The organism is Geodermatophilus obscurus DSM 43160, assembly GCF_000025345.1.
In the GTDB taxonomy this organism is placed as follows: domain Bacteria; phylum Actinomycetota; class Actinomycetes; order Mycobacteriales; family Geodermatophilaceae; genus Geodermatophilus; species Geodermatophilus obscurus.
In genome coordinates this window covers 3,404,715-3,427,477 of the sequence record NC_013757.1, presented here as the reverse complement: position 1 = coordinate 3,427,477, position 22,763 = coordinate 3,404,715, and the positions used below count along the sequence as shown (strand labels likewise).

Here is a 22,763-nt window from a genome sequence, read left to right as displayed (position 1 = left end):
GTGGGGGCCGTGCAGGGTGGTCCTCCCGCTGGCCGCGGCACGCGCGGCGGGGCAGGGTGGCCCGGTGAGCACCGGGCCGGTCAGCCGCTTCCCCGTCCCCCCGCGCGACGAGCTGCCCGAGCAGCTGCGCGAGCGCTACGCCGAGGTGGAGGAGCGTTCGGGCTTCCTGCCCAACGTCTTCGCCGCGCTGGCCTGGCGCCCGGCCGAGGCGGCGGCCTTCTTCGCGCTGCACGACGCGCTCATGGACAAGGACACGCCGGGGCTGTCCACGGCCGACCGGGAGCTGGTCGTGGTCGCCACCAGCGCGGCCAACGACTGCCTGTACTGCGTCGTCGCCCACGGGGCCATCGCCCGGATCCGCGCCCGCGACCCCTACCTCGCCGACCAGGTCGCCGTGGACTGGCGCAAGGCGCCGGTGTCCGACCGGCTGCGCGCCGTCCTCGAGGTCGCCGTCCGGCTGGCGGTGGAGCCGGTGGCGGTCACCGCCGCCGACCTCGACCGGCTGCGCGGCCACGGCCTGACCGAGGACGACGTGTGGGACGTCGGCGCGATCGTGTCGTTGTTCGCGCTGTCCAACCGGCTGGCGCACTGGGCGGCGATCCCGCCGAACGAGGAGTTCTTCCTGCTGGGTCGCGTCCCCCGCCGGTAGCCGGGACTGCGCTGGGTCGCCAACCGGCGCCGCACCGTGTCCGGCGCCCTCCTGCGACGACACGCGCGGGTCCGCGACACGCCCGACACCGCAGATCACTTGGGCGAGTTCCCGATACGGGCATGTCACGGCTCTCGACCTGCACATGAGACGGTTCCCGCGCGGGTCGTCACCCCTCGTGGTTCAGGTGTGACCACTGCGTCGCGCGAGATCGGTGGGGACTCGCGTGTCCGACACGCCGGGCCCGGGTCGGTGCTTGTAGCGCCCGCGAGCACCCACCTAACTTCGTGCGCGTCGACCCAGTTGACATAACTATAAGGCTTTACTTGAGGATGAGGGTCGAGGTCGGGAGCCCCACATGACACCTCCGCACAACTACCTCGCGGTCATCAAGGTCGTCGGCATCGGCGGCGGCGGGGTGAACGCGGTCAACCGCATGATCGAGGTCGGCCTCAAGGGGGTCGAGTTCATCGCCATCAACACCGACGCGCAGGCGTTGTTGATGAGCGACGCGGACGTCAAGCTCGACGTCGGCCGTGAGCTCACCCGCGGGCTCGGCGCCGGCGCGCAGCCCGACGTCGGCCGGCAGGCCGCCGAGGACCACCGTGAGGAGATCGAAGAGGTGCTCAAGGGCGCCGACATGGTCTTCGTGACCGCCGGCGAGGGCGGTGGCACCGGCACCGGCGGTGCGCCGGTCGTCGCCTCGATCGCCCGCAAGCTCGGCGCGCTGACCATCGGCGTGGTCACCCGCCCGTTCTCCTTCGAGGGCAAGCGGCGGGCCGTGCAGGCCGAGTCGGGCATCGAGGAGCTGCGCAACGAGTGCGACACGCTCATCGTCATCCCCAACGACCGGCTGCTGCAGCTGGGCGACCGGAACGTCAGCGTCATGGACGCCTTCCGGACCGCCGACCAGGTGCTGCTGTCCGGTGTCCAGGGCATCACCGACCTGATCACGACGCCGGGTCTGATCAACCTGGACTTCGCCGACGTCAAGTCGGTCATGTCGGGTGCCGGGTCGGCCCTCATGGGCATCGGCAGCGCGCGTGGTGACAACCGGGCGCTGCTGGCCGCCGAGCAGGCGATCGCCAGCCCGCTGCTGGAGGCCTCGATGGAGGGCGCCCACGGCGTGCTGCTGTCGATCTCCGGTGGCTCGGACCTCGGGCTGTTCGAGATCAACGAGGCCGCCTCGCTGGTCTCCGACGCCGCGCACGCCGACGCCAACATCATCTTCGGTGCGGTCATCGACGACGCCCTCGGTGACGAGGTGCGCGTGACCGTCATCGCCGCCGGCTTCGACGGCGGCAAGCCGGCGGGTCGCAAGGACACCGGCATCGCCTCGGTCCCGGCCGCCGCCCCGGTGGCTCCGCCGACGGCCCCCCGGATGCCGGTGCACCCGCAGCCGGTGGGCGGCGTCCCGACAGGGGAGCGGCTGGTCCCCTCGGCGCAGTCCCAGGCGCCGCAGGCGCAGCCGAACCCGCCGTCGACCTCGCAGCTGCCGGGCCGCGCGGCCGCGGGCGGCGGCGGGATCACCGTGCCGCCGCTGCCGCCGGTCCCCGGCGCCAACGCGAACGCCGCCGCCGCGGGCCGGCGTCCGCTGTCCAACGAGGACTTCGAGGAGGAGCTCGACATCCCGGAGTTCCTGCGCCAGTGAGGGGACCCTCCTGCCCCCCACAGCTCGCAGGCTCGCTGCGGGCTCCTGCAGGAGGGCCGCCCGTGCTCCCCACCGGAGAAGGACCCCGTCCTCCCCACCCCTCGCCAGCTCAGGGTGGGACCCGGGACGGGGCCGCGGCGGGCCCCTGCGCGGGGGCCGCACTGTGAGTTCCGCTCCGGCCGCCTCGCAGGCGGTGCGACCCCGACGGGTCGTCACCGACCGGCGGGGCGGCCGGTCCGTGTCTCCCTACGACTCGTTCAACCTCGGCAGCCACGTCGGGGACGACCCGGTCGCCGTGGCCGCCAACCGGGAGCGGCTGGCCCGCGAGCTCGGCGTGGCCGCCGACCGGCTGGTGTGGATGGACCAGGTCCACGGCACGCGGGTCGCCGTCGTCGACGGGCCGGTCGACGGCCCGCTGGCCGGGACCGACGCCGTGGTCACCCGCACGCCGGGGCTGGTGCTCTGCGTGCTCGTCGCCGACTGCGTGCCGGTGCTGCTCGCCGACTCCGCCGCCGGTGTGGTCGCCGCGGTGCACGCCGGGCGGGAAGGCGTCCGGCAGGGCGTCGTCCCCGCGACGCTCGCCGCCATGGCGCGGCTGGGCAGCCGCCCCGCCGACGTCACCGCGCTGCTCGGCCCGGCCGTCTGCGGCACCTGCTACGAGGTGCCCCGGGCGATGCAGGCCGAGGTGGCCCGCGTCGCGCCGGCCGCCGCGGTCCGCACCCGCCGGGGGACGCCGGGACTGGACCTGCGGGCCGGGCTCGCCGAGGTGCTGCGCGGCGCCGGCGTCGGGCAGGTTGTGCACGACCCCAGGTGCACCGTCGAGGACCGCCTCCTCTTCTCCCACCGCCGTGACGGCGTCACGGGCCGCCAGGCCGGCGTGGTCTGGATCGGGTAGGGACAACCCTGCCCCCACCGCCCGCAGGCTCGCGGCGGGACCCTGCAGGGCGGCCACTCAGCCCACCCTCCGTTGTCGCTCGGGCCGGGCCCCTGCAGTGCCCGGTGCGCCGGATCCGTGGTCATCGGGGCCGGATCGCCACGAGTACGTCGCACTCGACCCGGTCCCCGACGTCGCGGCCGACCGGGAGCCGCGGTCCTGCACGGCACGGGGGAGGATCGCGCTCGTGACCTCCCCGGCCGACCGCCTGCAGGCCGTCCGTGACCGCATCGCCGCCGCCGCCCGCGCCGCCGGCCGCGACCCCGCCGAGGTGCGCCTGCTCGCGGTGAGCAAGACCTGGCCGGCGGACGCCGTCCGCGAGCTCGCCGCACTCGGGCAGGCCGACTTCGGGGAGAACCGCGCCCAGGAGCTCACCGGCAAGGCCGCGGAGCTGGCCGACCTGCCCCTGCGCTGGCACTTCATCGGCCAGTTGCAGCGCAACAAGGCCGCCGCCGTCGCCCGGCTCGGCGCCGTCGTCCACTCGGTCGACCGGCTCTCGCTGGCCCGCGCCCTCGCCCGGGTCGGCGTCGAGACCGGACGGCCGGTCGAGGTCTTCCTGCAGGTCGACCTCGGTGGCCCCGAGGGGGAGCTGGCCGCCCGCGGCGGGGCCGACCCGGCCGAGGTCCCGGCGCTGGCCGACGCGGTCGCCGCCGAGGAAGGCCTCGCGCTCCGCGGGCTCATGGCGGTGGCCCCGCGCGGAGCGGCGCCCGGCCCCGCCTTCGGTCGCCTGGCGGCGCTCGCCCAGCGGGTCCGCGCCGACCACCCTGAGGCGCTGGACCTCTCCGCCGGAATGAGCGCCGACCTCGAGGAGGCCGTGGCGGCCGGCAGCACGCTCCTGCGTGTCGGAACCGCGCTGTTCGGGACGCGGCCCCTAGCCTCCGGGCAGGACGAGTCACACCAGTCACACGGGTCCCAGCAGCCCGGGTGACCACGCGCGCGGACGAAGAGGGGCAGGGCTGATGGCCGGAGCCATGCGGAAGATGGGCATCTACCTCGGGCTGGTGGAGGACGACGACGCCCGGGCCTACGGCCGGTACGACGCCCAGCAGGGGGACGCCGACCGCTACGACCGCCTCGAGGAGCGCCGGTACTCCCGGTACGCCGCCGAGGACGGCTACGACGACCGCTACGACGTCGGGGACCGCTACGACGCCGACTACCGGGGCGACGGTTACCGCGACGGCGACTACCGGGCCGACGACCGCTTCGCCGACCTCCCGGCCGACCTGCCGCCGGCGCCGGACCCCGAGCCGCTGGCGCTGCCCCGCCGCCCCGCGGCCAACCGCAACCTCGGCCTGGCGCCCAGCCCCGGTGGCTCCAGCGCCGCCCGCCTCGGCGGGCTGGCCGGTGCCGGGATCGGATCGGTGCCCAGCCCCGCGACCGCCGTGTCCGGTCCCGTGGGGGCCGCCGGCCTCGCCGTCCGTGAGCCGGTCGCCGCCACGCCCGAGCCGGAGCCGGCGCCCGCCGCGGCGCCCCAGCCGTACCGGATCACCACGCTGCACCCGCGCACCTACAACGAGGCGCGCCAGATCGGCGAGAGCTTCCGCGACGGCAAGCCGGTGATCATGAACCTCACCGAGATGGACGACGCCGACGCCAAGCGGCTCGTGGACTTCGCTGCGGGTCTGTCGTTCGGGCTGCGCGGTAGCATCGAGCGCGTCACGAACAAGGTGTTCCTGCTGAGCCCGCAGGACGTCGACGTGACGGCCGAGGACAAGGCGCGGATCCGCGAAGGTGGGTTCGCGACCCGTCCCGAGGCCTGACACAGGACCGACCGGCACCCCGGGTGCCCTGGGACGAGCGAGGACCGTGGCACTCTTCTGGAACATCCTCTCGTCGGTCCTGCTCGTCTTCCTCGTGCTGCTCTTCGCACGGTTCGTCGTCGACTGGGTGATGGTGCTGGCGCGCAGCTGGCGTCCGTCGGGGCTGGTGGCGGCGGGTCTGGAGGTCGTGTACGCCACGACGGACCCGCCGCTCAAGGCGATCCGGAAGGTGATCCCGCCCTTGAACCTGGGGTCGATCCGCCTGGACCTCGCGTTTATGGTGCTCCTGATCGCCGTGTACATCCTGCGTGGCATCGTGAACAGCCTCGCGATCGCCGCCGCGTGACCGCTGTCCCCACCCGGGGCGGGGGTCCCGGTGGCCGGCCGGGGCCGTCCGCTCGTCCGCCGTCGTCCCTGTCCCCGTTGTCCGACCCGAGGTGAAGTCGATGCCACTCACGCCTGCCGACGTGCACAACGTCGTCTTCAAGAAGCCGCCGATCGGCAAGCGGGGCTACGACGAGGACGAGGTGGATGCATTCCTCGACGTGGTGGAGGCCGAGCTGGCCCGGCTGATCGAGGAGAACAACGAGCTGCGCTCGGGCTCCGCGACCGGCCGCACCGCGCGCGCCGTCGAGGTGCCGGAGCCCCCGGCGCCCGCGCCCGTCGCCGCGCCGCCGCCTCCGCCGGTGCGCGAGGACGACAGCACCCGTGCGTCGCGGATGCTGGCCCTGGCCACCGAGACCGCCGACAAGTACGTCAACGAGGCCAAGGCCCAGGCCGACCAGATGGTCGTCTCGGCCAAGACCAACAGCGAGCGCATGGTCAGCGAGGCGCGGGCCAAGAGCGAGCAGATGGTCAGCGAGGCCAAGATGCGCGCCGACTCGATGATCGGTGACGCGCGCACCCGCGCCGACACGATGGAGCGCGAGGCCCGCGCCAAGGCCGCCGCCCTCGACCAGGACGCCGAGCGCCGCCACGCCGAGGTCATGGGCTCGCTGGAGGAGAAGCGCAGCAGCCTGGAGCGCAAGATCGAGGAGCTGCGCACCTTCGAGCGCGAGTACCGCACCCGGCTGCGGTCCTACCTCGAGTCGCACCTGCGCGACCTCGACAGCCGCGGCTCGGCGGAGCCGGCGTCGAACAGCCGGCAGAACCAGCACGCCAGCGCCTAGCGCCCCCCGGCCCGTGGAGGGGGTCGACGGCTGTGGTCCCGGCTACAGTCGGCGGGTGATCCTGGCTGCGGGTCTGCTGGTCCTGCTGGGCCTGGGACTGTTCGTCGGCGGCATCGTCGCCGGCCTCGTCGCCCTCTACTGGGGGTGCGTGGCGGCGTGCGGGCTCGCTGCCGTCCTGCTGGTGGTGGCCCGGCTGCGGATGGCCCGGGAGGCCGGCGACTTCGACCGGCGCGCGGCGGAGTCCGCGTCGAGAGCGGGGACGACGACGTCAGGCCCGGCGACCGGTACGCGGCTGCCCGAGGCGCCCTACACCGCGCCGCAGCCGGTCGTGGACCCCGAGCCTGCCGAGGCCGCCACCGCCGCACCGGCCGGTGCGACGGCAGTGCGAGCCCCGGAGGCCAAACCCGAGCCGGCGGGTGCGACGGCACTGCGGATGCCGGAGGGCGAACCCGAGCCGGAGCCGTCCGTCCAGGAGCCGCCCGCCACCGTCCCGCCGACGACCGCGGAGGCCAACGGCCACGCCGATGAGCACATCCCGGCGCGGCGCGGCGCCCACGAGCCCCGCGAGAGCCCCACGGACGCAACGACGGGAGAGCCCGGCGAGGAGGACGTCGAGGTCACCGACCTGCTGCTCGTGGTCGACCTCGGCGACGAGGTGCTGGTCGTCGACGAGCACCCGCGCTACCACCTGGCCGGCTGCCCGTTCCTCGACGGCCGCGACGTGGTCGGCCTGCCCATGGTCGAGGCGCGCGCCGACGGGTTCACGCCGTGCGCCACCTGCCGCCCGGTGCGGCACCTCGCCGACACCGAGCGCTCCCGGCGCCAGGCCGCCCGCGGCAACTGAGGAAGGACCCCCTCCTCCCCACCCTTCGCCAGCTCAGGGCGGGGCCCGGGAGGGGGCCGTTCCAGGACGTCACCGCGTGCCGGCGCGGGCCACCCAGAACCGCGAGCCGGCCGGGCCCTCGACGCCGTCGCCGTCCCCGGGCTGCTGCGCGTGCACCCGGACGGCGAGCACCTCGTCGGCCACCTGGGGGCCGTGCTCGGTGAGCGCCTGGGCCATCGCGCCGTCCGCCGTCCACCACAGCTCGATGCGGTCGCTGACCGCCAGCCCGCCGTTCTTGCGGGCCTCCTGCACCAGCCGCACGGCCTCGCGGACCAGGCCCGCCCGTTCCAGCTCCGGGGTCAGCGCCAGGTCCAGCGCGACGGTCAGCCCGCCGCCGCTGGCCACGGTCCAGCCCTCGCGCGGGGTCTCGGTGACGACCAGGTCGCCGTCCTGCAGCGGCACGGCCGCCCCGTCGACCTCGACCGACGCCGTCCCGCCGCGGTAGGCGGCCACCAGCGCCGGCGCGTCGGCGGCGGCGACCGCCCTGGCCACCGCCTGCACCTGCTTGCCCAGCCGGCGGCCGACGGCGCGGAAGTCGACCTTCACGCTGACGTCGACCAGCTCGCCGCCGACCGCGGAGAGGTCCATCAGCTCGGCGACGTTGAGCTCGTCGGCGACCTCGGCCACCAGGTCGCGCGGCAGCTCCGCCCAGCCCGGGGCGGCCACGACCGCACGGGCCAGCGGCTGGCGGGTGCGGACCTTGGCCGACGTGCGCGCCGAGCGGCCCAGCTCGACCAGCCGGCGCACCAGCGCCACCTGCTCGACGAGCGCGGCGTCCCGTGCGTCCTCGTCCACCTGCGGCCAGGAGGCCAGGTGCACGCTGTCGACCGCGTCGGTCCGCCCCGGCGCCACCGCGCGCGCCCACACCTCCTCGGTGACGAAGGGCGTGAACGGCGCCATCAGCCGGGTCAGCACGTCGAGCACCTCGTGCAGCGTGGCCAGCGCCGCCGGGTCGCCGTCCCAGAACCGCCGGCGCGAGCGGCGCACGTACCAGTTGGACAGGTCGTCGACGAACTGCGCGATCAGCCGGCCGGCACCCTGGGTGTCGAAGTCCTCCAGCGCCGCGGTGACGCCCTCGGTGACCTCCGCCAGGGTGGCCAGCGCCCAGCGGTCCAGCAGCGGCCGCTCGGCCGGCGCCGGGGCGGGGCTCGAGGTCGGGTCCCAGCCGTTGGTCTCGGCGTACAGGGTGAAGAAGCTGGCGGTGTTCCAGTAGGTGAGCAGCACCTTGCGGACCACCTCGGACAGCGTCTCGTGCCCGACCCGGCGGGCCGACCACGGCGAACCCCCGGCCAGCATGAACCAGCGGACGGCGTCGGCGCCGTGCCGGTCCATCAGCGGGATGGGCTCGAGGATGTTGCCCAGGTGCTTGCTCATCTTCCGGCCGTCCTCGGCCAGGATGTGGCCCAGGCACAGCACGTTCTCGTACGAGTTCTGCTCGAACACCAGCGTGCCGACGGCCATCAGCGAGTAGAACCAGCCGCGGGTCTGGTCGATCGCCTCGCAGATGAACTGCGCCGGGTAGGCGGCCCGGAACTCCGCCTGGTTGCGGTACGGCGCGCCCCACTGGGCGAAGGGCATCGCGCCGGAGTCGTACCAGGCGTCGATGACCTGCGGCACCCGCCGGTAGGTGCCCTCCTCGCCGGGCAGCGTGAAGGTCACCTCGTCGATGAACGGCCGGTGCGGGTCCAGGTCGGACAGGTCCCGGCCGGTCAGCTCCGACAACTCGGCCAGCGAGCCGACGACGACCATGCGGCCCGGGTCGGCGTCGTTGCGCCAGACCGGCAGCGGGGTGCCCCAGTACCGGTCGCGGGACAGCGCCCAGTCGACGTTGTTGCGCAGCCAGTCGCCGTAGCGGCCCCACTGGATGTGCTCGGGGTGCCAGTGCGTCTTCTCGTTCTCGGCGAGCAGCTGGTCCTTGACCGCCGACGTGCGGATGTACCAGGACGGCTGCGCGTAGTACATGAGCGGCGTGTGGCAGCGCCAGCAGTGCGGATAGCTGTGCTCGTATCGCTGCTCGCGCCAGAGGACACCGCGAGACTGCAGGTCCTCGACCAGCGCGGCGTCGGCGGCCTTGAAGAAGTGGCCGCCCACGAGCGGGATCTCGGCCAGGAAGTGCCCGGTCGCGTCGATCGGGTTCACCACAGGCAGGCCGTAGCTGCGGCAGACGGCGAGGTCATCGGCGCCGAACGCGGGGGACTGGTGCACCAGCCCGGTGCCGTCGTCGGTGGTCACGTAGTCGGCGAGGACGACGAAGTGCGCGTCCTCGCCCTCGGGGAAGCCGACCAGCTGGAACGGACGGCGGTAGTGCGTCCGCTCCCAGTCGCGGCCGGTGGTGCGGGCCAGCACCTCGACGTCGTCGGTCTCCCCGAAGACGGCGCCCAGCAGCGGCTCGGCGACCACGAGGGTGTCCTCGCCACGGCGGGCCACGAGGTAGGTGACGTCGGGGTTCACGGCGACCGCGGTGTTGCTCGGGAGCGTCCAGGGCGTCGTCGTCCAGACCAGCAGGTCGGCCCTGCCGGCCCACTCGCCGTCGGTGACCGGCAGCCGGACGTACACCGACGGGTCGGTGATGGACTCGTAGCCCTGGGCCACCTCGTGGTCGGACAGGCCGGTGCCGCAGCGCGGGCAGTACGGCGCGACCCGGTGGTCCTCGACCAGCAGGCCCTTGTCGAAGACCTGCTTGAGCGACCACCAGACGCTCTCGATGTAGCGCGGGTCCATCGTCCAGTAGGCGGTGGAGAAGTCGACCCAGAAGCCCATGCGCCGGGTGAGGTCGGAGAAGTCCGCGACGTGCCGCTCGACGGACTCCCGGCACCGGGCGTTGAACTCGGCGATGCCGTAGCGCTCGATGTCCGGCTTGCCGGCGAAGCCCAGCTCCTGCTCGACGGCGATCTCCACCGGCAGGCCGTGGCAGTCCCAGCCGGCCCGGCGGGGCACGTGCCAGCCCTGCATGGTCTTGAAGCGCGGGAAGACGTCCTTGAACGCGCGGGCCTCGATGTGGTGGGTGCCGGGGCGGCCGTTCGCGGTCGGCGGGCCCTCGTAGACGTTCCACTGCGGTCGGCCGGCGGAGGCCTCCAGCGTGCGGGCGAAGACCTTGTCGGCCTCCCAGCGGCCCAGGACCTCCTGCTCCAGAGCGGGCAGGTCGACCTGAGGGGGCAGCGCGCGGAAGGGGCCGGGTGAGCTCACCCCTCCATCATCCCCGAGGCCGCCACCGCGTTCGGCCGGCCGTCCCAGGAGCGCAGCCGGGTCGTGGGACGGCCCTGACGTCGGCGTACGGGAGACTGCGGAGGTGACCTGGGGCGTGCGGTGAACACGACGGTCACCGTCGCGCTCGCCGCGGGCGCGGTCGTGGTCCTCGTGGCGGCCGTGGCGCTCCGCCTGGCCGATCGGCTGGGACTGCCCAGCCTGCTGCTCTACCTCGCCCTCGGAGTGGCCATCGGCGAGAGCGGCCTCGGCGTCCAGTTCGAGGACTACCGCCTCACCCACACGCTGGCGTACGCCGCCCTCGTCATCATCCTGGCCGAGGGCGGTCTCACGACGCGGTGGGCCGACGTCCGCCGGGCGATCGGACCCGGGGTCGCGCTGTCCACCGTCGGCGTCGCGGTCAGCGTGGGGGTGACCGCCGCCGTCGGCGTCCTGGTCCTCGGCTACGACTGGGGCTTCGCCCTCCTGCTCGCCGCGGTCATCAGCTCGACCGACGCGGCCGCCGTCTTCGCGACCCTGCGGCGGCTGCCCCTCCCGCGGCGGATGGCCGCCTCCCTGGAGGCCGAGAGCGGCCTCAACGACGCTCCGGTCATCCTGCTCGTGACCGTGCTGGCCGAGTCGCTCACCGGGGCGACGACGCAGCCGTGGTGGCTGGTCGGCCTGGTGGTGGTTGCCGAGCTCGCCGGAGGCGCCGTCATCGGGATCGGGATCGGCTTCGGGGGCGCCGCGCTGCTGCGCCGGGTGGCGCTCCCCGTGGCCGGCTTCTACCCCCTGGCGACACTGGCGCTCTGCGTGCTCGCCTACTCATCGGCGTCGCTGGCGCACACGTCCGGTTTCGTCGCGGTCTACCTCTGCGGCCTGGTGCTGGGCAACGCCACGCTGCCGCACCGGGCGGCGAGCATCGGGTTCGCCGAGGGCATGGCCTCGCTGGCGCAGATCGGCCTGTTCGTCCTGCTCGGTCTCCTCGTGTCGCCGAGCCGGCTGTCCGACGCGGTGGGCCCGGCGCTCGTGGTGGGTGGCGCGCTGCTGCTGCTCGCCCGGCCGCTGTCGGTGGTGGCCAGCCTGGTGTGGTTCCGGTTCCCGTGGGCCCAGCAGGTGTTCATCTCCTGGGCGGGCCTGCGCGGGGCGGTGCCGATCGTGGCGGCCATCATCCCGCTGACCGCGCAGGTCCCCGGGGCGACGACCGTCTTCGACACGGTGTTCGTGCTGGTCGTCGTCTTCACGATCGTCCAGGGGTGGTCGCTGCCGTGGCTCGCGCGGCGCCTGGGGATCGCCACCCCTGTCACGCCCCGTGACGTGCAGGTCGAGGCAGCACCGCTGGAGGAGCTGGACGCGGAGCTGATGCAGCTGACCGTGCCCGAGGGATCCCGGCTGCACGGTGTCTACCTGCCGGAGCTGCGGCTGCCCGAGGACGCCGCGGTGGTCCTCATCGTCCGGGACGGGCGGTCGTTCGTGCCCGGCCCGGCGACCCGGCTCATGCGCGGCGACCAGGCCCTGCTGGTGTCCGCGCGCGGGTCGCGCGCGGAGGCCGAGCGGCGGCTGCGGGCGGTCAGCCGCGCCGGCCGGCTGGCCACCTGGCGCGGTGAGACCGGCACCGCCTCGGGAGCGGACTGAGTCATCGTCGGCCTACCGGCCGACACCGCGGCCAGGTGCCGTCCCCGACCGCCGCGGAGCCGCTGCCCGTGTCCCGGTCGGGAGGCCCTCCGGGCCCCCGCGACCGGTCCACCCCGGCCAGGTGCCGTCCCCGACCGCCGCGGAGCCGCTGCCCGTGTCCCGGTCGGGAGGCCCTCCGGGCCCCCGCGACCGGTCCACCCCGGCCAGGTGCCGTCCCCGACCGCCGCGGAGCCGCTGCCCGTGTCCCGGTCGGGAGGCCCTCCGGGCCCCCGCGACCGGTCCACCCCGGCCAGGTGCCGTCCCCGACCGCCGCGGAGCCGCTGCCCGTGTCCCGGTCGGGAGGCCCTCCGGGCCCCCGCGACCGGTCCACCCCGGCCAGGTGCCGTCCCCGACCGCCGCGGAGCCGCTGCCCGTGTCCCGGTCGGGAGGCCCTCCGGGCCCCCGCGACCGGTCCACCCCGGCCAGGTGCCGTCCCCGACCGCCGCGGAGCCGCTGCCCGTGTCCCGGTCGGGAGGCCCTCCGGGCCCCCGCGACCGGTCCACCCCGGCCAGGTGCCGTCCCCGACCGCCGCGGAGCCGCTGCCCGTGTCCCGGTCGGGAGGCCCTCCGGGCCCCCGCGACCGGTCCACCCCGGCCAGGTGCCGTCCCGGCTCCTCATGCGCCCCACACGACGAAGGGCTCAGCCGTTGAGCTCGAGGGTCTGCATCGTGTCGGCGCGGACCTCGGCCAGCAGCGCCGGGTCCTCGTTCAGCCGGCGGCCGTAGGAGGGGATCGCCTCCTGCAGCTTCGGGCGCCACGCGGCGATCCGGTCGGGGAAGCAGCGCTCCAGCACGGTGAGCATCGCTGAGACCGCCGTCGACGCGCCGGGGGAGGCGCCGAGCAGGCCGGCGATGGTCCCCTCGCGGCCGACGACCAGCTCGGTGCCGAACTGCAGCACACCGCGCCCGGTCGCCGGGTCGCGCTTGATCACCTGGACCCGCTGGCCGGCGGTGATCATGTCCCAGTCCGCCTGCTCGGCCAGCGGCACGAAGGCGGTGAGCGTCTCGTGCCGGGCGCTGCGCGACTGGAGCAGCTCGCCGATCAGGTAGCGGGTCAGCGCCAGCTCGGTGCGGGCCACGCCCAGCATCGAGCCCAGGTTGTTCGCCTTGATGCTCAGCGGCAGGTCGAAGACCGAGCCGGCCTTGAGGAACTTCGGCGAGAAGCCGGCGTACGGGCCGAACAGCAGCGAGTGGTCGCCGTCGATGAGGCGCAGGTCCAGGTGCGGCACCGACATGGGCGGAGCGCCGACGGCGGCCTGGCCGTAGACCTTCGCCTGGTGCGCGGAGACCAGCTCGGGGGAGGTGGTGCGCAGGAACATGCCGCTCACCGGGAAGCCGCCGAAGCCGCGGATCTCGGGGATGGCGGCCTTCTGCAGCAGCGGCAGCGCGCCACCGCCGGCCCCGACGAACAGGAACCGGGTGCGGACGGTGCGCTCCTCACCGCTGACGGTGTCGCGCACGGTCACCGACCAGCGGCCGTCGTCCCGGCGCTCGACGTCGGTGACCCGCTGGTCGACGTGCACGTGGACGCCGCGGTCCTCGGCGGCGCCGAGCAGCAGCCGGGTCAGCGACCCGAAGTCGACGTCGGTGCCCGCGGCCGAGCGGGTCGCGGCGACCACCTGGTCGGCCGGGCGGCCGGCCATCACCAGCGGCACCCACCCGGCCAGCACGGCGGGGTCGTCCGTGTGCTCCAGCCCCTCGAACACCGGCTGGGCGGACATCGCCGCGTGGCGGGTGCGCATGTAGGAGCGGCCGGCCTCGCCGGTCACGAAGCTGACGTGCGGGACGGGGGTGATGAAGTCCTTGGGCGACCCGGTCAGCCCCGAGCGGACCAGGTGCGACCAGAACTGGCGCGACACGGCGAACTGCTCGTTGATCGTCACGGCCTTGGTGACGTCGACCGAGCCGTCCGGGCCGGCGGGCGTGTAGTTGAGCTCGCAGAGGGCCGCGTGACCGGTCCCGGCGTTGTTCCACGGGCCGGAGCTCTCGCCGGCCACCGCGGGCCCGGACTCGAAGACGGTGACGCTCCAGTCGGGGGCGACGACGCCGAGCAGCGACGCGAGGGTCGCGCTCATGACGCCGCCACCCACGAGCACGACGTCGGGGTCGGTGGCTGGGGCGAGATCGGTGGACACGACGGCCTTCCGGCTCGGGGGGAGGGTGCTGCTTCTCCAACATCGACCAGCGGACATCCGAACATGTCACCCTCCGTGGTGAGATGCCTCGCACTGCGCCATGAGATGGGTCACACCGTCTCGGGTTGCGGGTCGCGGCCGACGGCGGCAGGAGCTCCCCCCGGCCGCCGCTATCGTCGGGAGGACGGCGCCCAGCGGCCGCGCCGGCCACCGCCAGGCCATCGACCGAGGAGCCCTCCCTGCCCAGCCCCAGCGACGCCCCGGACGGACCGGGCGACCCCCAGGACGGCGCCGTCGCGGCCTCGGGGGACACCGCGGCACGCCGTCCCCGCACCCGGTTGCTGCTCCTGCTCGCGCTGGTGGTGCTGGTCCTCGACCTGGGCACCAAGCTGCTCGTCGTCGCCACCGTCGAGCGCGGCGCGGACATCCGGTTGCTGGGCGGGGCGCTGTACCTGACCCACACCCGCAACACCGGGGCGGCGTTCTCCTTCGCCGAGGGCTTCACCGTCGTCTTCACGCTCATCGCGGTCGCCGTCGCGGTGGTCATCGTGCGCACCGCCCGCCGGCTGTTCGCCACCGGCTGGGCCGTCGCGCTCGGCCTGGTGCTCGGCGGCGCGGTGGGCAACCTCGTCGACCGCGTCTTCCGCGAGCCGGGGTTCCTGCGCGGCGGGGTCGTCGACTTCATCTCGGTGTTCGCACCGGACGGCGAGTTCTACCCGGTCTTCAACGTCGCGGACTCGGCGATCGTGTGCGGCGGCGTCCTCGGCGTGGTGCTGGCGCTGCGCGGCATCGAGTTCGACGGCACCCGCAGCACCGGGGGCGGCGCCCCGGCGCGCGACTGAGGAAGGACCCCGCGTCGCCCCATCCCTCGCACGCTCGGGGCGGGCCCCTGACGCGGGGCCGTTCCAGTACCTCACCACGCGCGGGCGGCACTGCGCCGGACCTGTCGCCGTGACGGTCAGAATGGACGCCGTGAGCACTCCCGCGGGCCAGCACCGGGCCCTCCCGGTGCCCGACGGGCTCGAGGGCCAGCGCGTCGACCAGGCGCTGTCCCGGCTCTTCGGCCTCTCCCGCGGCGCGGCCGCCGACCTCGCCGACGCGGGTGCGGTGGTCGTCGACGGCCGGGTGCGCGGCAAGGGGGACCGGATCAGCGGCGGGAGCTGGCTGGAGGTCGAGCTGCCCCCGCCGCCGGGGGAGTCGGCCGCACCCGAGCCGGTCCCGGGGCTGACCGTCGTCCACGACGACGACGACATCGTGGTGGTCGACAAGCCCGTCGGCGTCGCCGCGCACCCCAGCCCCGGCTGGGAGGGGCCCACCGTCGTCGGCGGGCTGGCCGCGGCCGGCTACCGCGTCTCGACCTCGGGGGCCGCGGAGCGGCAGGGCGTCGTCCACCGGCTGGACGCCGGGACGACGGGACTGATGGTGGTGGCCAAGAGCGAGCGGGCCTACACCGCGCTCAAGGCGGCCTTCAAGCAACGGACGGTCGAGAAGGGCTACGCCGCTCTCGTCCAGGGCCATCCCGACCCCTCCCGGGGCACCATCGACGCCCCGATCGACCGGCACCCCAAGCACGACTGGAGGTTCGCCGTCGTCCAGGGCGGGCGCCCGTCGGTGACCCACTACGAGGTCGCCGAGGCCTTCCCGGCCGCCAGCCTGGTCGACATCCGGCTGGAGACCGGTCGCACCCACCAGATCCGGGTGCACTTCTCGGCGATGCGCCACCCCTGCGTCGGCGACACCACCTACGGCGCCGACCCGACCCTGGCCGCCCGGCTGGGCGTCTCGCGGCAGTGGCTGCACGCCGCGCGGCTGGGCATCCCGCACCCGGCCGACGGCCACTGGATGGAGTTCACCAGCCCCTTCCCGCCCGACCTGGCCGGCGCGCTCGACATCCTGCGCGCCGAGTCCTGACGCCCGTGCGCGCGAGCCTGCGAGCTCGGCCGTGACTCCCGTCGGGCTGCCCGGCTCGCTCACCGAGTGGGGCCCGGCCGCGCTGTCCGCCGTCGTCGTCGCCGGCTACCTGGTGGTCGGGGAGCCGTTCGTCGGCCACGTGCTGCACCGCCGCTTCGAGGGCCGCCTGCGCACCGACGCCGGCGCGCGGCGGTCCTTCTACGCCCGGCTGCTGGTGCTGGAGTGGGGCCTGGCGGTGGTCGCCCTGGTGGTCTGGCTGTCGGCACCCGGGGTGGACGCCGGCGCCGTGGGCCTGCGCTGGCCGCAGTCGTGGCCCGGCCCGCTGGCCGTCGCGGCCACCGTCGCCGTCCTCGGCTTCGTCGTCGTCTCCACGCGGGCGCTGCGCTCGGGTGCGCTGGCGCAGGCGGCGACCGAGCTGCGCCGGCCGGGGGAGGGGCGGCACTCCGAGCCGGCCGTGCACGCCACCCTGGCGCTGCTGCCGCGGACGACGGCGGAGCGGCGGCTGTTCACGCTGGTCGGGGTGACCGCCGGCGTCTGCGAGGAGTGGCTCTACCGCGGCTTCTTCCTCGCCGTGGTGGCGGCGGTCGGCGGGGAGCTGCCGACGCCGGTGCTGGTGGTGGCCGGCGCGCTGGCGTTCGGGCTGGCGCACGCCTACCAGGGCGTCGCCGGCATCGTGACGACCGGCGTCCTGGGCGGCGTCATGGCGGGGCTGTACCTGGGCACCGGGTCGCTGCTGCTGCCCGTCGTCCTGCACGCGCTGATCGACCTGCGCTTCCTGCTGGTGCCCGCGTCCGCGCTGCCCGACGTCGTCCGGAGGCCCACGTGAGCGGGCGTGCGAGCTCACGCACGGACGCAGCCGGGCGGCGCGGACGCGCCGACGAGCGCAGCGAGGAGGCCGCGTGAGGGCCCGGCGCGCCACGGCGGCGGACTGGCCGGAGGTGGCCGCCCTGCGCACCCGCGTCTTCGTCGAGGAGCAGGGCGTGCCGACCGAGGTGGAGCAGGACGAGCACGACGCCACCGCGGTGCACGCCCTCGCCGAGGACGAGGACGGTCGCGTGGTGGCCACCGGGCGGCTGCTCGTGCGCGACGGCCGGGCGGTGATCGGGCGGATGGCGGTCGACGCGGCGGCCCGCGGGCGTGGCCACGGCGCCGCCGTCCTCGCCGAGCTGCACCGGCAGGCCGCCGTCGTGGGCCTGCCGGAGGTCGAGCTGCACGCCCAGCTCACGGCCCGGGGCTTCTACGAGCGGGCCGGCTACACCGCCGTCGGCGACGTCTACGAGGAGGCCGGTATCGCGCACGTCACGATGCGGCGTCCGCTGGTGTGACGGATCGGTCCGCCGAGGGCGAGACACGTTCTGTCAGAGCCTCGGAGTAGACCTCCGGGAGTGCGAGGATCGGGTCGCCCCCGGCCCGCACCCCCGGACCACAGCACCGCCGGTCTTCCCCGCCGGTCGCCCGCCGGATCCCCGACGGCCGGGCACGCACGACCTGTGAGGAGCACCAACGAACGTGAGCACCCCGTCGTCCGACTCGTTCGTGCACCTGCACGTACACACCGAGTACTCGATGCTCGACGGAGCGGCCAAGCTGCCGGAGGTCACCAAGGCCGCCGCCGAGCAGGGGATGCCGGCGCTGGCGATGACCGACCACGGCAACGTCTTCGGCGCCTACGACTTCTACAAGCAGGCCAAGGCCGCCGGCGTGAAGCCGATCATCGGCATGGAGGGCTACTACACCCCGGGCTCGCGCTTCGACCGGGCGCCGTTCGACTTCGGCGAGAACCTCATCGACGAGGACGGCGAGGGCGGCTCCTCGCGCGGCAAGGCCGCCTACACGCACATGACACTGCTGGCCCGCACGACGGAGGGGATGCACAACCTCTTCCGCATCTCCTCGATGGCCAGCCTCGAGGGGCAGTACCGCAAGCCGCGGTTCGACCGCGACCTGCTGGAGCGCTACGGCACGGGTCTCATCGCCACCACCGGGTGTCCCTCCGGTGAGGTCAACATGTGGCTGCGGGCCGGTAAGCACGACAGGGCCCGGCAGGCCGCCGCCGACTTCCAGGACATCTTCGGCAAGGAGAACTTCTACGCCGAGGTGATGGACCACGGGCTGGCCATCGAGAAGAAGACCCGCCCGGCGCTGCTGGAGATCGCCAAGGAGCTCGGCATCCCGCTGCTGGGCACCAACGACCTGCACTACACCCACCGCGAGGACGCCGAGGCGCACGACGCCCTGCTGTGCATCCAGACCGGGTCGCGGCTCAACGAGACCAACCGCTTCAAGTTCAACGGCGACGGCTACTACCTGAAGTCCGCCGCGGAGATGCGCGCGCTGTTCAGCGAGCTGCCCGAGGCGTGCGACAACACGCTGCTGGTGGCCGAGCAGTGCGAGGTGGAGTTCACCGAGGGCGCCGACCTGATGCCACGGTTCCCGCTGCCGCCGGGGGAGGACGAGACCTCCTGGTTCATCAAGGAGGTCGAGCGCGGGCTGCACAAGCGCTGGCCGGGCGGCATCCCCGACCACGTGCGCAAGCAGGCCGACTACGAGGTCGGGATCATCACCCAGATGGGCTTCCCGGGGTACTTCCTCGTGGTCGCCGACTTCATCAACTGGGCCAAGGACAACGGCATCCGCGTCGGCCCGGGCCGTGGCTCGGCCGCGGGCTCGCTGGCCGCGTACGCCATGGGCATCACCGACCTCGACCCGCTGGCGCACGGGCTGATCTTCGAGCGGTTCCTCAACCCCGAGCGCGTCTCCATGCCCGACGTCGACATCGACTTCGACGACCGCCGCCGCGGCGAGGTCATCCAGTACGTCTCGCAGAAGTACGGCGAGGAGCGGGTCAGCCAGATCGTCACCTACGGCACCATCAAGGCCAAGGCCGCGATCAAGGACGCCGCCCGCGTGCTCGACCGGCCCTACTCGGTCGGCGACGAGCTCACCAAGCTCATGCCCCCGGACGTGATGGGCAAGGGCATCCCGCTGTCGGGGGTCTTCGACCCGGCCCACCCGCGCTACAAGGAGGCCGCGGAGTTCCGGGCCCGCTACGAGTCCGACCCCGGCGCGGCCGAGGTCGTCGACCAGGCGCGCAAGCTCGAGGGCCTGAAGCGGCAGTGGGGCGTGCACGCCGCGGGCGTCATCATCGGCCGGTACCCCTTGATCGACAGCATCCCGATCATGCGGCGCGAGGCCGACGGCGCGGTCATCACGCAGTTCGACTACCCGACCTGCGAGACGCTCGGCCTGCTGAAGATGGACTTCCTGGGCCTGCGCAACCTCACGGTCATCGACGACGCGCTGCGCAACATCGTCGCGAACGGCAAGGAGCCGATCGACCTCGACGAGATCAGCAAGGACCTCACCGACCCGGCCACCTACGCGCTGCTGTCCCGCGGCGACACCCTCGGCGTCTTCCAGTTCGACGGCGGCCCGATGCGCTCGCTGCTGCGGCTCATGCGGCCGGACAACTTCGAGGACATCTCCGCCGTCGGCGCGCTCTACCGGCCCGGCCCGATGGGTGCGAACTCGCACACCAACTACGCGCTGCGCAAGAACGGCCAGCAGGAGATCACGCCGATCCACCCGGAGCTGGCCGAGCCGCTGGAGGACATCCTCGGCACGACCTACGGCCTGATCGTCTACCAGGAGCAGGTCATGGCGATCGCGCAGAAGGTCGCCGGGTACTCCCTCGGCAAGGCCGACCTGCTGCGCCGCGCGATGGGCAAGAAGAAGAAGTCGGTCCTGGACGCGGAGTTCGTCGGGTTCGAGGCCGGCATGAAGGAACGCGGCTTCTCCGACGCGGCGATCAAGACGCTGTGGGACATCCTCGTCCCGTTTGCCGACTACGCCTTCAACAAGGCCCACTCGGCCGCCTACGGCCTGGTGTCCTACTGGACCGCCTACCTCAAGGCCAACTACCCGGCCGAGTACATGGCCGGGCTGCTGACCAGCGTCGGCGACGACAAGGACCGCCGGCCGATCTACCTGGCCGAGTGCCGGCGGATGGGCATCAAGGTGCTCCCGCCGGACGTCAACGAGTCGTCCTGGGACTTCACCGCCGTCGGCACCGACATCCGCTTCGGTCTCGCGTCGGTGCGCAACGTCGGGCACAACGTCGTCGACTCGATCCGCCGGGCTCGCGAGGAGAAGGGCGCGTTCAAGGACTTCGCGGACTTCATGCGCAAGATCGACACGGTGGCCTGCAACAAGAAGGTCATCGAGTCCCTGGCCAAGGCCGGGGCGTTCGACTCCCTGGGCCACTCCCGTCAGGGCATCGTCGCCGTCCACGCCCAGGCCGTCGACTCCGCGATGGCGCTCAAGCGCAGGGAGGCCGAGGGGCAGTTCGACCTCTTCGGCAGCTTCGGCGACGAGGGCGCGGACGACCCCTTCAGCGGGGCGCTGGACATCGCGATCCCGACGGCGGACTGGTCGAAGTCCGAGCGGCTGGTGTTCGAGCGCGACATGCTCGGCCTCTACGTCTCCGACCACCCGCTGCACGGCGTGGAGCACGTGCTCGCCGCCAACGCGGACACGCCGATCGCGGAGATCAACGCCGGCGGTGTCGAGGACGGCGCGAACGTCACCATCGCCGGCATCCTCACCTCGGTCGCGCCGCGGACCAACAAGCAGGGCGCGCCGTGGGCCATCGCGACCCTCGAGGACCTCGAGTCCGGCATCGAGGTGCTCTTCTTCCCGAAGACCTGGGCGGAGGTCTCGGAGAAGGTCGTCCGCGACCAGATCGTCGTGGTCAAGGGGCGGATCAGCCGGCGCGACGACCAGCCCTCGCTGTTCGGCTCCGAGGTCACCATCCCCGAGCTCACCGAGGGCGCGCGCGGCCCGGTGCTCGTGTCGATGGCGGCGGCCCGGTGCACCCCGCCGGTGGTCGAGCGGCTCCGCGAGGTGCTGGGCAGCCACCCGGGCACCACCGAGGTGCAGCTGAAGCTGGTCAACGGCAGCCGGGAGACGGTGCTGCGGCTGGACCAGGGGCTGCGGGTGCGACCCAGCACGGCGCTCATGGGCGACATCAAGGCGCTGCTGGGCCCGACCAGCGTCGCCCTGCTGTGAGGGCGGACCCCTGCCCCCACCGTGCGAGGACCCCGTCCTCCTCATCCCCCGCCGGCTCCCGCCGAGCCGCTGGGCGGGGCCGGCGGCGTGACCCTGCAGGGGACCGTTCCGGTACGTCACCGGGCTCGCGCCGAGCCGCTGGGCGGGGCCTGGTCGGGACGGGGCCGAGGGCTGAGCGCTGAGCGGGCAACCCGCCGGCGCGGATGAGACGCACAGCCCGGCGGGGTTGACTGGGGGCGTGGACAGCACCCCCGCACCCGCCTCCGCCGGGCCACCGCCCGTCCGCCCCGCCCGGTGGGGTGCCGGTGCCCCCTGGCCGGGTCGCGCCGAGCTGCGCGCCGACCTGCGCGGTTCGCTGGTGCTGGCCGGCGTCCTGCTGCTGGCCGGGGTGCCGTCCGGGCTGCTGTGGTGGGCGCTTGCCCCGCGGGCGACCTTCGAGGTCACCGCGGACGGCCCGGTCCCGGTCGGTCACCCCTCCGCCGAGCTGCTGGTCGCCGACGACGGCGTCTACACCCTCGTGCTGGCCGGCCTCGGTCTGGTGGCCGGGCTGGTCGCCTGGCGGCTGCGCCGGCGCCGCGGGGTCGCGACCGTGCTGGCCCTGGCCGTCGGGACGGTGCTGGCCTCCCTCGTCGCCTGGCAGCTCGGCGAGCTGCTGGGCGCCGGGCCCTCGCCGGCCGAGCTGGCCGCCGTCGGCACCCAGGTGATCACCCCGCTGCGGCTCGGCTCCCCGGCGGCGCTGGCGGTCGCCCCGTTCCTCGCCGTCCTGGCCTACGTGGTGTCCACGCTGCTGACCGCGGCCGAGGACCTCGACCGGCCCGACCCCGCGCCCGCCCGACCGCCGGCCGGCGGCCCGCTGCCCGAGGCCGAGACCTCCGAGAGCGGGGCATCCGAGAACGAGGCCCCCGAGGGCGCCGTCCGCTAGTTGACGCTGCGCGGGCCGGTGAAGCGCTGCAGCGGCGCCGGTACCGCGCCGATGGTCTCCAGCAGCGTCAGCTCGCGGCGCAGCAGCCGGGACTCGGTCTGCAGCCGCCGGCGGGTGGCGGACTCGGCCAGCAGCTCCTGCCGGTCCTCCGTGGTCAGCAAGGCGGCGGAGGCCACCAGGTAGGACAGCGCCCGCGGCTCCCCGGAGACGGCGTCGAGCAGGTCCGCGGTGTCGGGCTCCTCGCCGTCGACGTCCCCGGTCAGCGTGGCCACCGCGGTGACGTAGCGGCCGAACAGGGCGCCCACCCCGCGCACCAGCACGTCCATGGAGCCGCGCGCCACCGCCGAGACCAGGTCCTCGTGCCGGGGGTCGGCCGGCCAGCCGCCGGCCGCGGTCAGCCCCTCCTGGTCGCCGGCGGCCTCCTCGGCGGCCTCCTCCTCGGCGAGCCACTCGACCTCCGCCTGCAGGTACGGCGGTTCCTCGCCGACCACGAGGTCGAGCAGCCGGAACCGGTCCCCGCCGACGGTGACGATGCGGAACCCGCCGTCGGGCTGGGGCCGCACGGTCTGCAGCCGGGCGGTGCAGCCGACGTCGTAGAGGGCCTCGGCCGGGGCGACGTCCTCGACCTCCCAGCCCTGCCGGATGGCCACGACGCCGAAGCAGCGGGCAGCGCCCTCCGGCAGCTCCAGCAGGTCGCGCACCAGCCGCCGGTAGCGCGGCTCGAACACCTGCAGAGGCAGGACCACCCCGGGGAACAGCGGCGTCCCCAGCGGGAAGAGCGGGATGACGTCCACGGCAGGCGAGCCTACGGGTGGCCCCGGGCC

At 74.3% G+C, this 22,763-nt stretch carries 18 protein-coding genes; 15 read left to right on the top strand and 3 right to left on the bottom strand.

The window, feature by feature from the left end:
- The first annotated feature begins 64 nt into the window (after positions 1 to 64).
- The 8 genes from GOBS_RS15975 to GOBS_RS25560 all read left to right on the top strand — a co-directional run bounded on the left by GOBS_RS15975 (position 65) and on the right by GOBS_RS25560 (position 7,010).
- The gene (locus tag GOBS_RS15975) at positions 65 to 649 is read left to right on the top strand and encodes a peroxidase-related enzyme (RefSeq protein WP_041242368.1); all 585 of its coding nucleotides are present in this window, start codon (positions 65 to 67) and stop codon (positions 647 to 649) included.
- Between the two features lie 358 nt (positions 650 to 1,007).
- Positions 1,008 to 2,300, top strand: a complete 1,293-nt coding sequence (ftsZ, locus tag GOBS_RS15970; protein WP_012949294.1) for a cell division protein FtsZ — start codon at positions 1,008 to 1,010, stop codon at positions 2,298 to 2,300.
- Between the two features lie 163 nt (positions 2,301 to 2,463).
- Positions 2,464 to 3,195: a peptidoglycan editing factor PgeF gene (gene pgeF / locus GOBS_RS15965; protein WP_012949293.1), complete on the top strand. Its 732-nt coding sequence runs from the start codon at positions 2,464 to 2,466 to the stop codon at positions 3,193 to 3,195.
- Between the two features lie 226 nt (positions 3,196 to 3,421).
- Positions 3,422 to 4,162 (top strand): YggS family pyridoxal phosphate-dependent enzyme, encoded by a 741-nt coding sequence (locus GOBS_RS15960; protein WP_012949292.1) that lies wholly within the window; start codon positions 3,422 to 3,424, stop codon positions 4,160 to 4,162.
- Positions 4,163 to 4,193: 31 nt separating this feature from the next.
- On the top strand, positions 4,194 to 4,997 hold the full coding sequence (locus tag GOBS_RS29365; RefSeq protein ID WP_012949291.1) for a cell division protein SepF: 804 nt from the start codon (positions 4,194 to 4,196) through the stop codon (positions 4,995 to 4,997).
- A 46-nt stretch (positions 4,998 to 5,043) separates the two neighbouring features.
- Positions 5,044 to 5,343 (top strand): YggT family protein, encoded by a 300-nt coding sequence (locus GOBS_RS15950; protein ID WP_012949290.1) that lies wholly within the window; start codon positions 5,044 to 5,046, stop codon positions 5,341 to 5,343.
- 100 nt (positions 5,344 to 5,443) lie between these two features.
- The gene (gene wag31, locus GOBS_RS15945; RefSeq protein WP_012949289.1) at positions 5,444 to 6,166 is read left to right on the top strand and encodes a DivIVA-like cell division protein Wag31; all 723 of its coding nucleotides are present in this window, start codon (positions 5,444 to 5,446) and stop codon (positions 6,164 to 6,166) included.
- Between the two features lie 55 nt (positions 6,167 to 6,221).
- Positions 6,222 to 7,010: a hypothetical protein gene (locus tag GOBS_RS25560; RefSeq protein ID WP_049788327.1), complete on the top strand. Its 789-nt coding sequence runs from the start codon at positions 6,222 to 6,224 to the stop codon at positions 7,008 to 7,010.
- 69 nt (positions 7,011 to 7,079) lie between these two features.
- On the opposite strand, the gene ileS is transcribed toward GOBS_RS25560, so the two are convergent.
- Positions 7,080 to 10,235: an isoleucine--tRNA ligase gene (gene ileS / locus GOBS_RS15935; RefSeq protein WP_012949287.1), complete on the bottom strand. Its 3,156-nt coding sequence runs from the start codon at positions 10,233 to 10,235 to the stop codon at positions 7,080 to 7,082.
- Between the two features lie 120 nt (positions 10,236 to 10,355).
- On the opposite strand from ileS, the gene GOBS_RS15930 reads away from it, so the two are divergent.
- Entirely contained in the window at positions 10,356 to 11,867 is a 1,512-nt protein-coding gene (locus GOBS_RS15930; RefSeq protein WP_012949286.1) for a potassium/proton antiporter, read from the top strand.
- A gap of 678 nt (positions 11,868 to 12,545) precedes the next feature.
- Here GOBS_RS15930 and mqo read toward each other — a convergent pair.
- Complete coding sequence (gene mqo, locus GOBS_RS15925; protein WP_012949285.1) at positions 12,546 to 14,039, bottom strand: malate dehydrogenase (quinone); 1,494 nt, start codon at positions 14,037 to 14,039, stop codon at positions 12,546 to 12,548.
- A 338-nt stretch (positions 14,040 to 14,377) separates the two neighbouring features.
- On the opposite strand from mqo, the gene lspA reads away from it, so the two are divergent.
- From lspA to GOBS_RS15895, 6 genes are all read left to right on the top strand, one after another.
- Positions 14,378 to 14,881, top strand: coding sequence for a signal peptidase II (lspA, locus tag GOBS_RS15920; protein WP_243697514.1), 504 nt, complete (start codon positions 14,378 to 14,380; stop codon positions 14,879 to 14,881).
- A gap of 121 nt (positions 14,882 to 15,002) precedes the next feature.
- Positions 15,003 to 15,950: an RluA family pseudouridine synthase gene (locus GOBS_RS15915; protein WP_012949283.1), complete on the top strand. Its 948-nt coding sequence runs from the start codon at positions 15,003 to 15,005 to the stop codon at positions 15,948 to 15,950.
- Positions 15,951 to 15,981: 31 nt separating this feature from the next.
- Positions 15,982 to 16,776 carry a CPBP family intramembrane glutamic endopeptidase gene (locus tag GOBS_RS15910; RefSeq protein WP_012949282.1) on the top strand — a complete coding sequence of 265 codons (795 nt, stop codon included), beginning with the start codon at positions 15,982 to 15,984 and terminating at the stop codon, positions 16,774 to 16,776.
- 73 nt (positions 16,777 to 16,849) lie between these two features.
- The gene (locus tag GOBS_RS15905; protein WP_012949281.1) at positions 16,850 to 17,275 is read left to right on the top strand and encodes a GNAT family N-acetyltransferase; all 426 of its coding nucleotides are present in this window, start codon (positions 16,850 to 16,852) and stop codon (positions 17,273 to 17,275) included.
- Positions 17,276 to 17,459: 184 nt separating this feature from the next.
- Entirely contained in the window at positions 17,460 to 21,017 is a 3,558-nt protein-coding gene (dnaE, locus tag GOBS_RS15900; protein WP_012949280.1) for a DNA polymerase III subunit alpha, read from the top strand.
- 238 nt (positions 21,018 to 21,255) lie between these two features.
- Positions 21,256 to 21,939, top strand: a complete 684-nt coding sequence (locus GOBS_RS15895; RefSeq protein WP_012949279.1) for a DUF2567 domain-containing protein — start codon at positions 21,256 to 21,258, stop codon at positions 21,937 to 21,939.
- On the opposite strand, the gene GOBS_RS15890 is transcribed toward GOBS_RS15895, so the two are convergent.
- A complete protein-coding gene (locus tag GOBS_RS15890; RefSeq protein WP_012949278.1) occupies positions 21,936 to 22,733 on the bottom strand; it encodes an LON peptidase substrate-binding domain-containing protein in 798 nt (265 codons plus the stop codon). The genes GOBS_RS15895 and GOBS_RS15890 overlap by 4 nt on opposite strands.
- Positions 22,734 to 22,763: the final 30 nt, after the last annotated feature.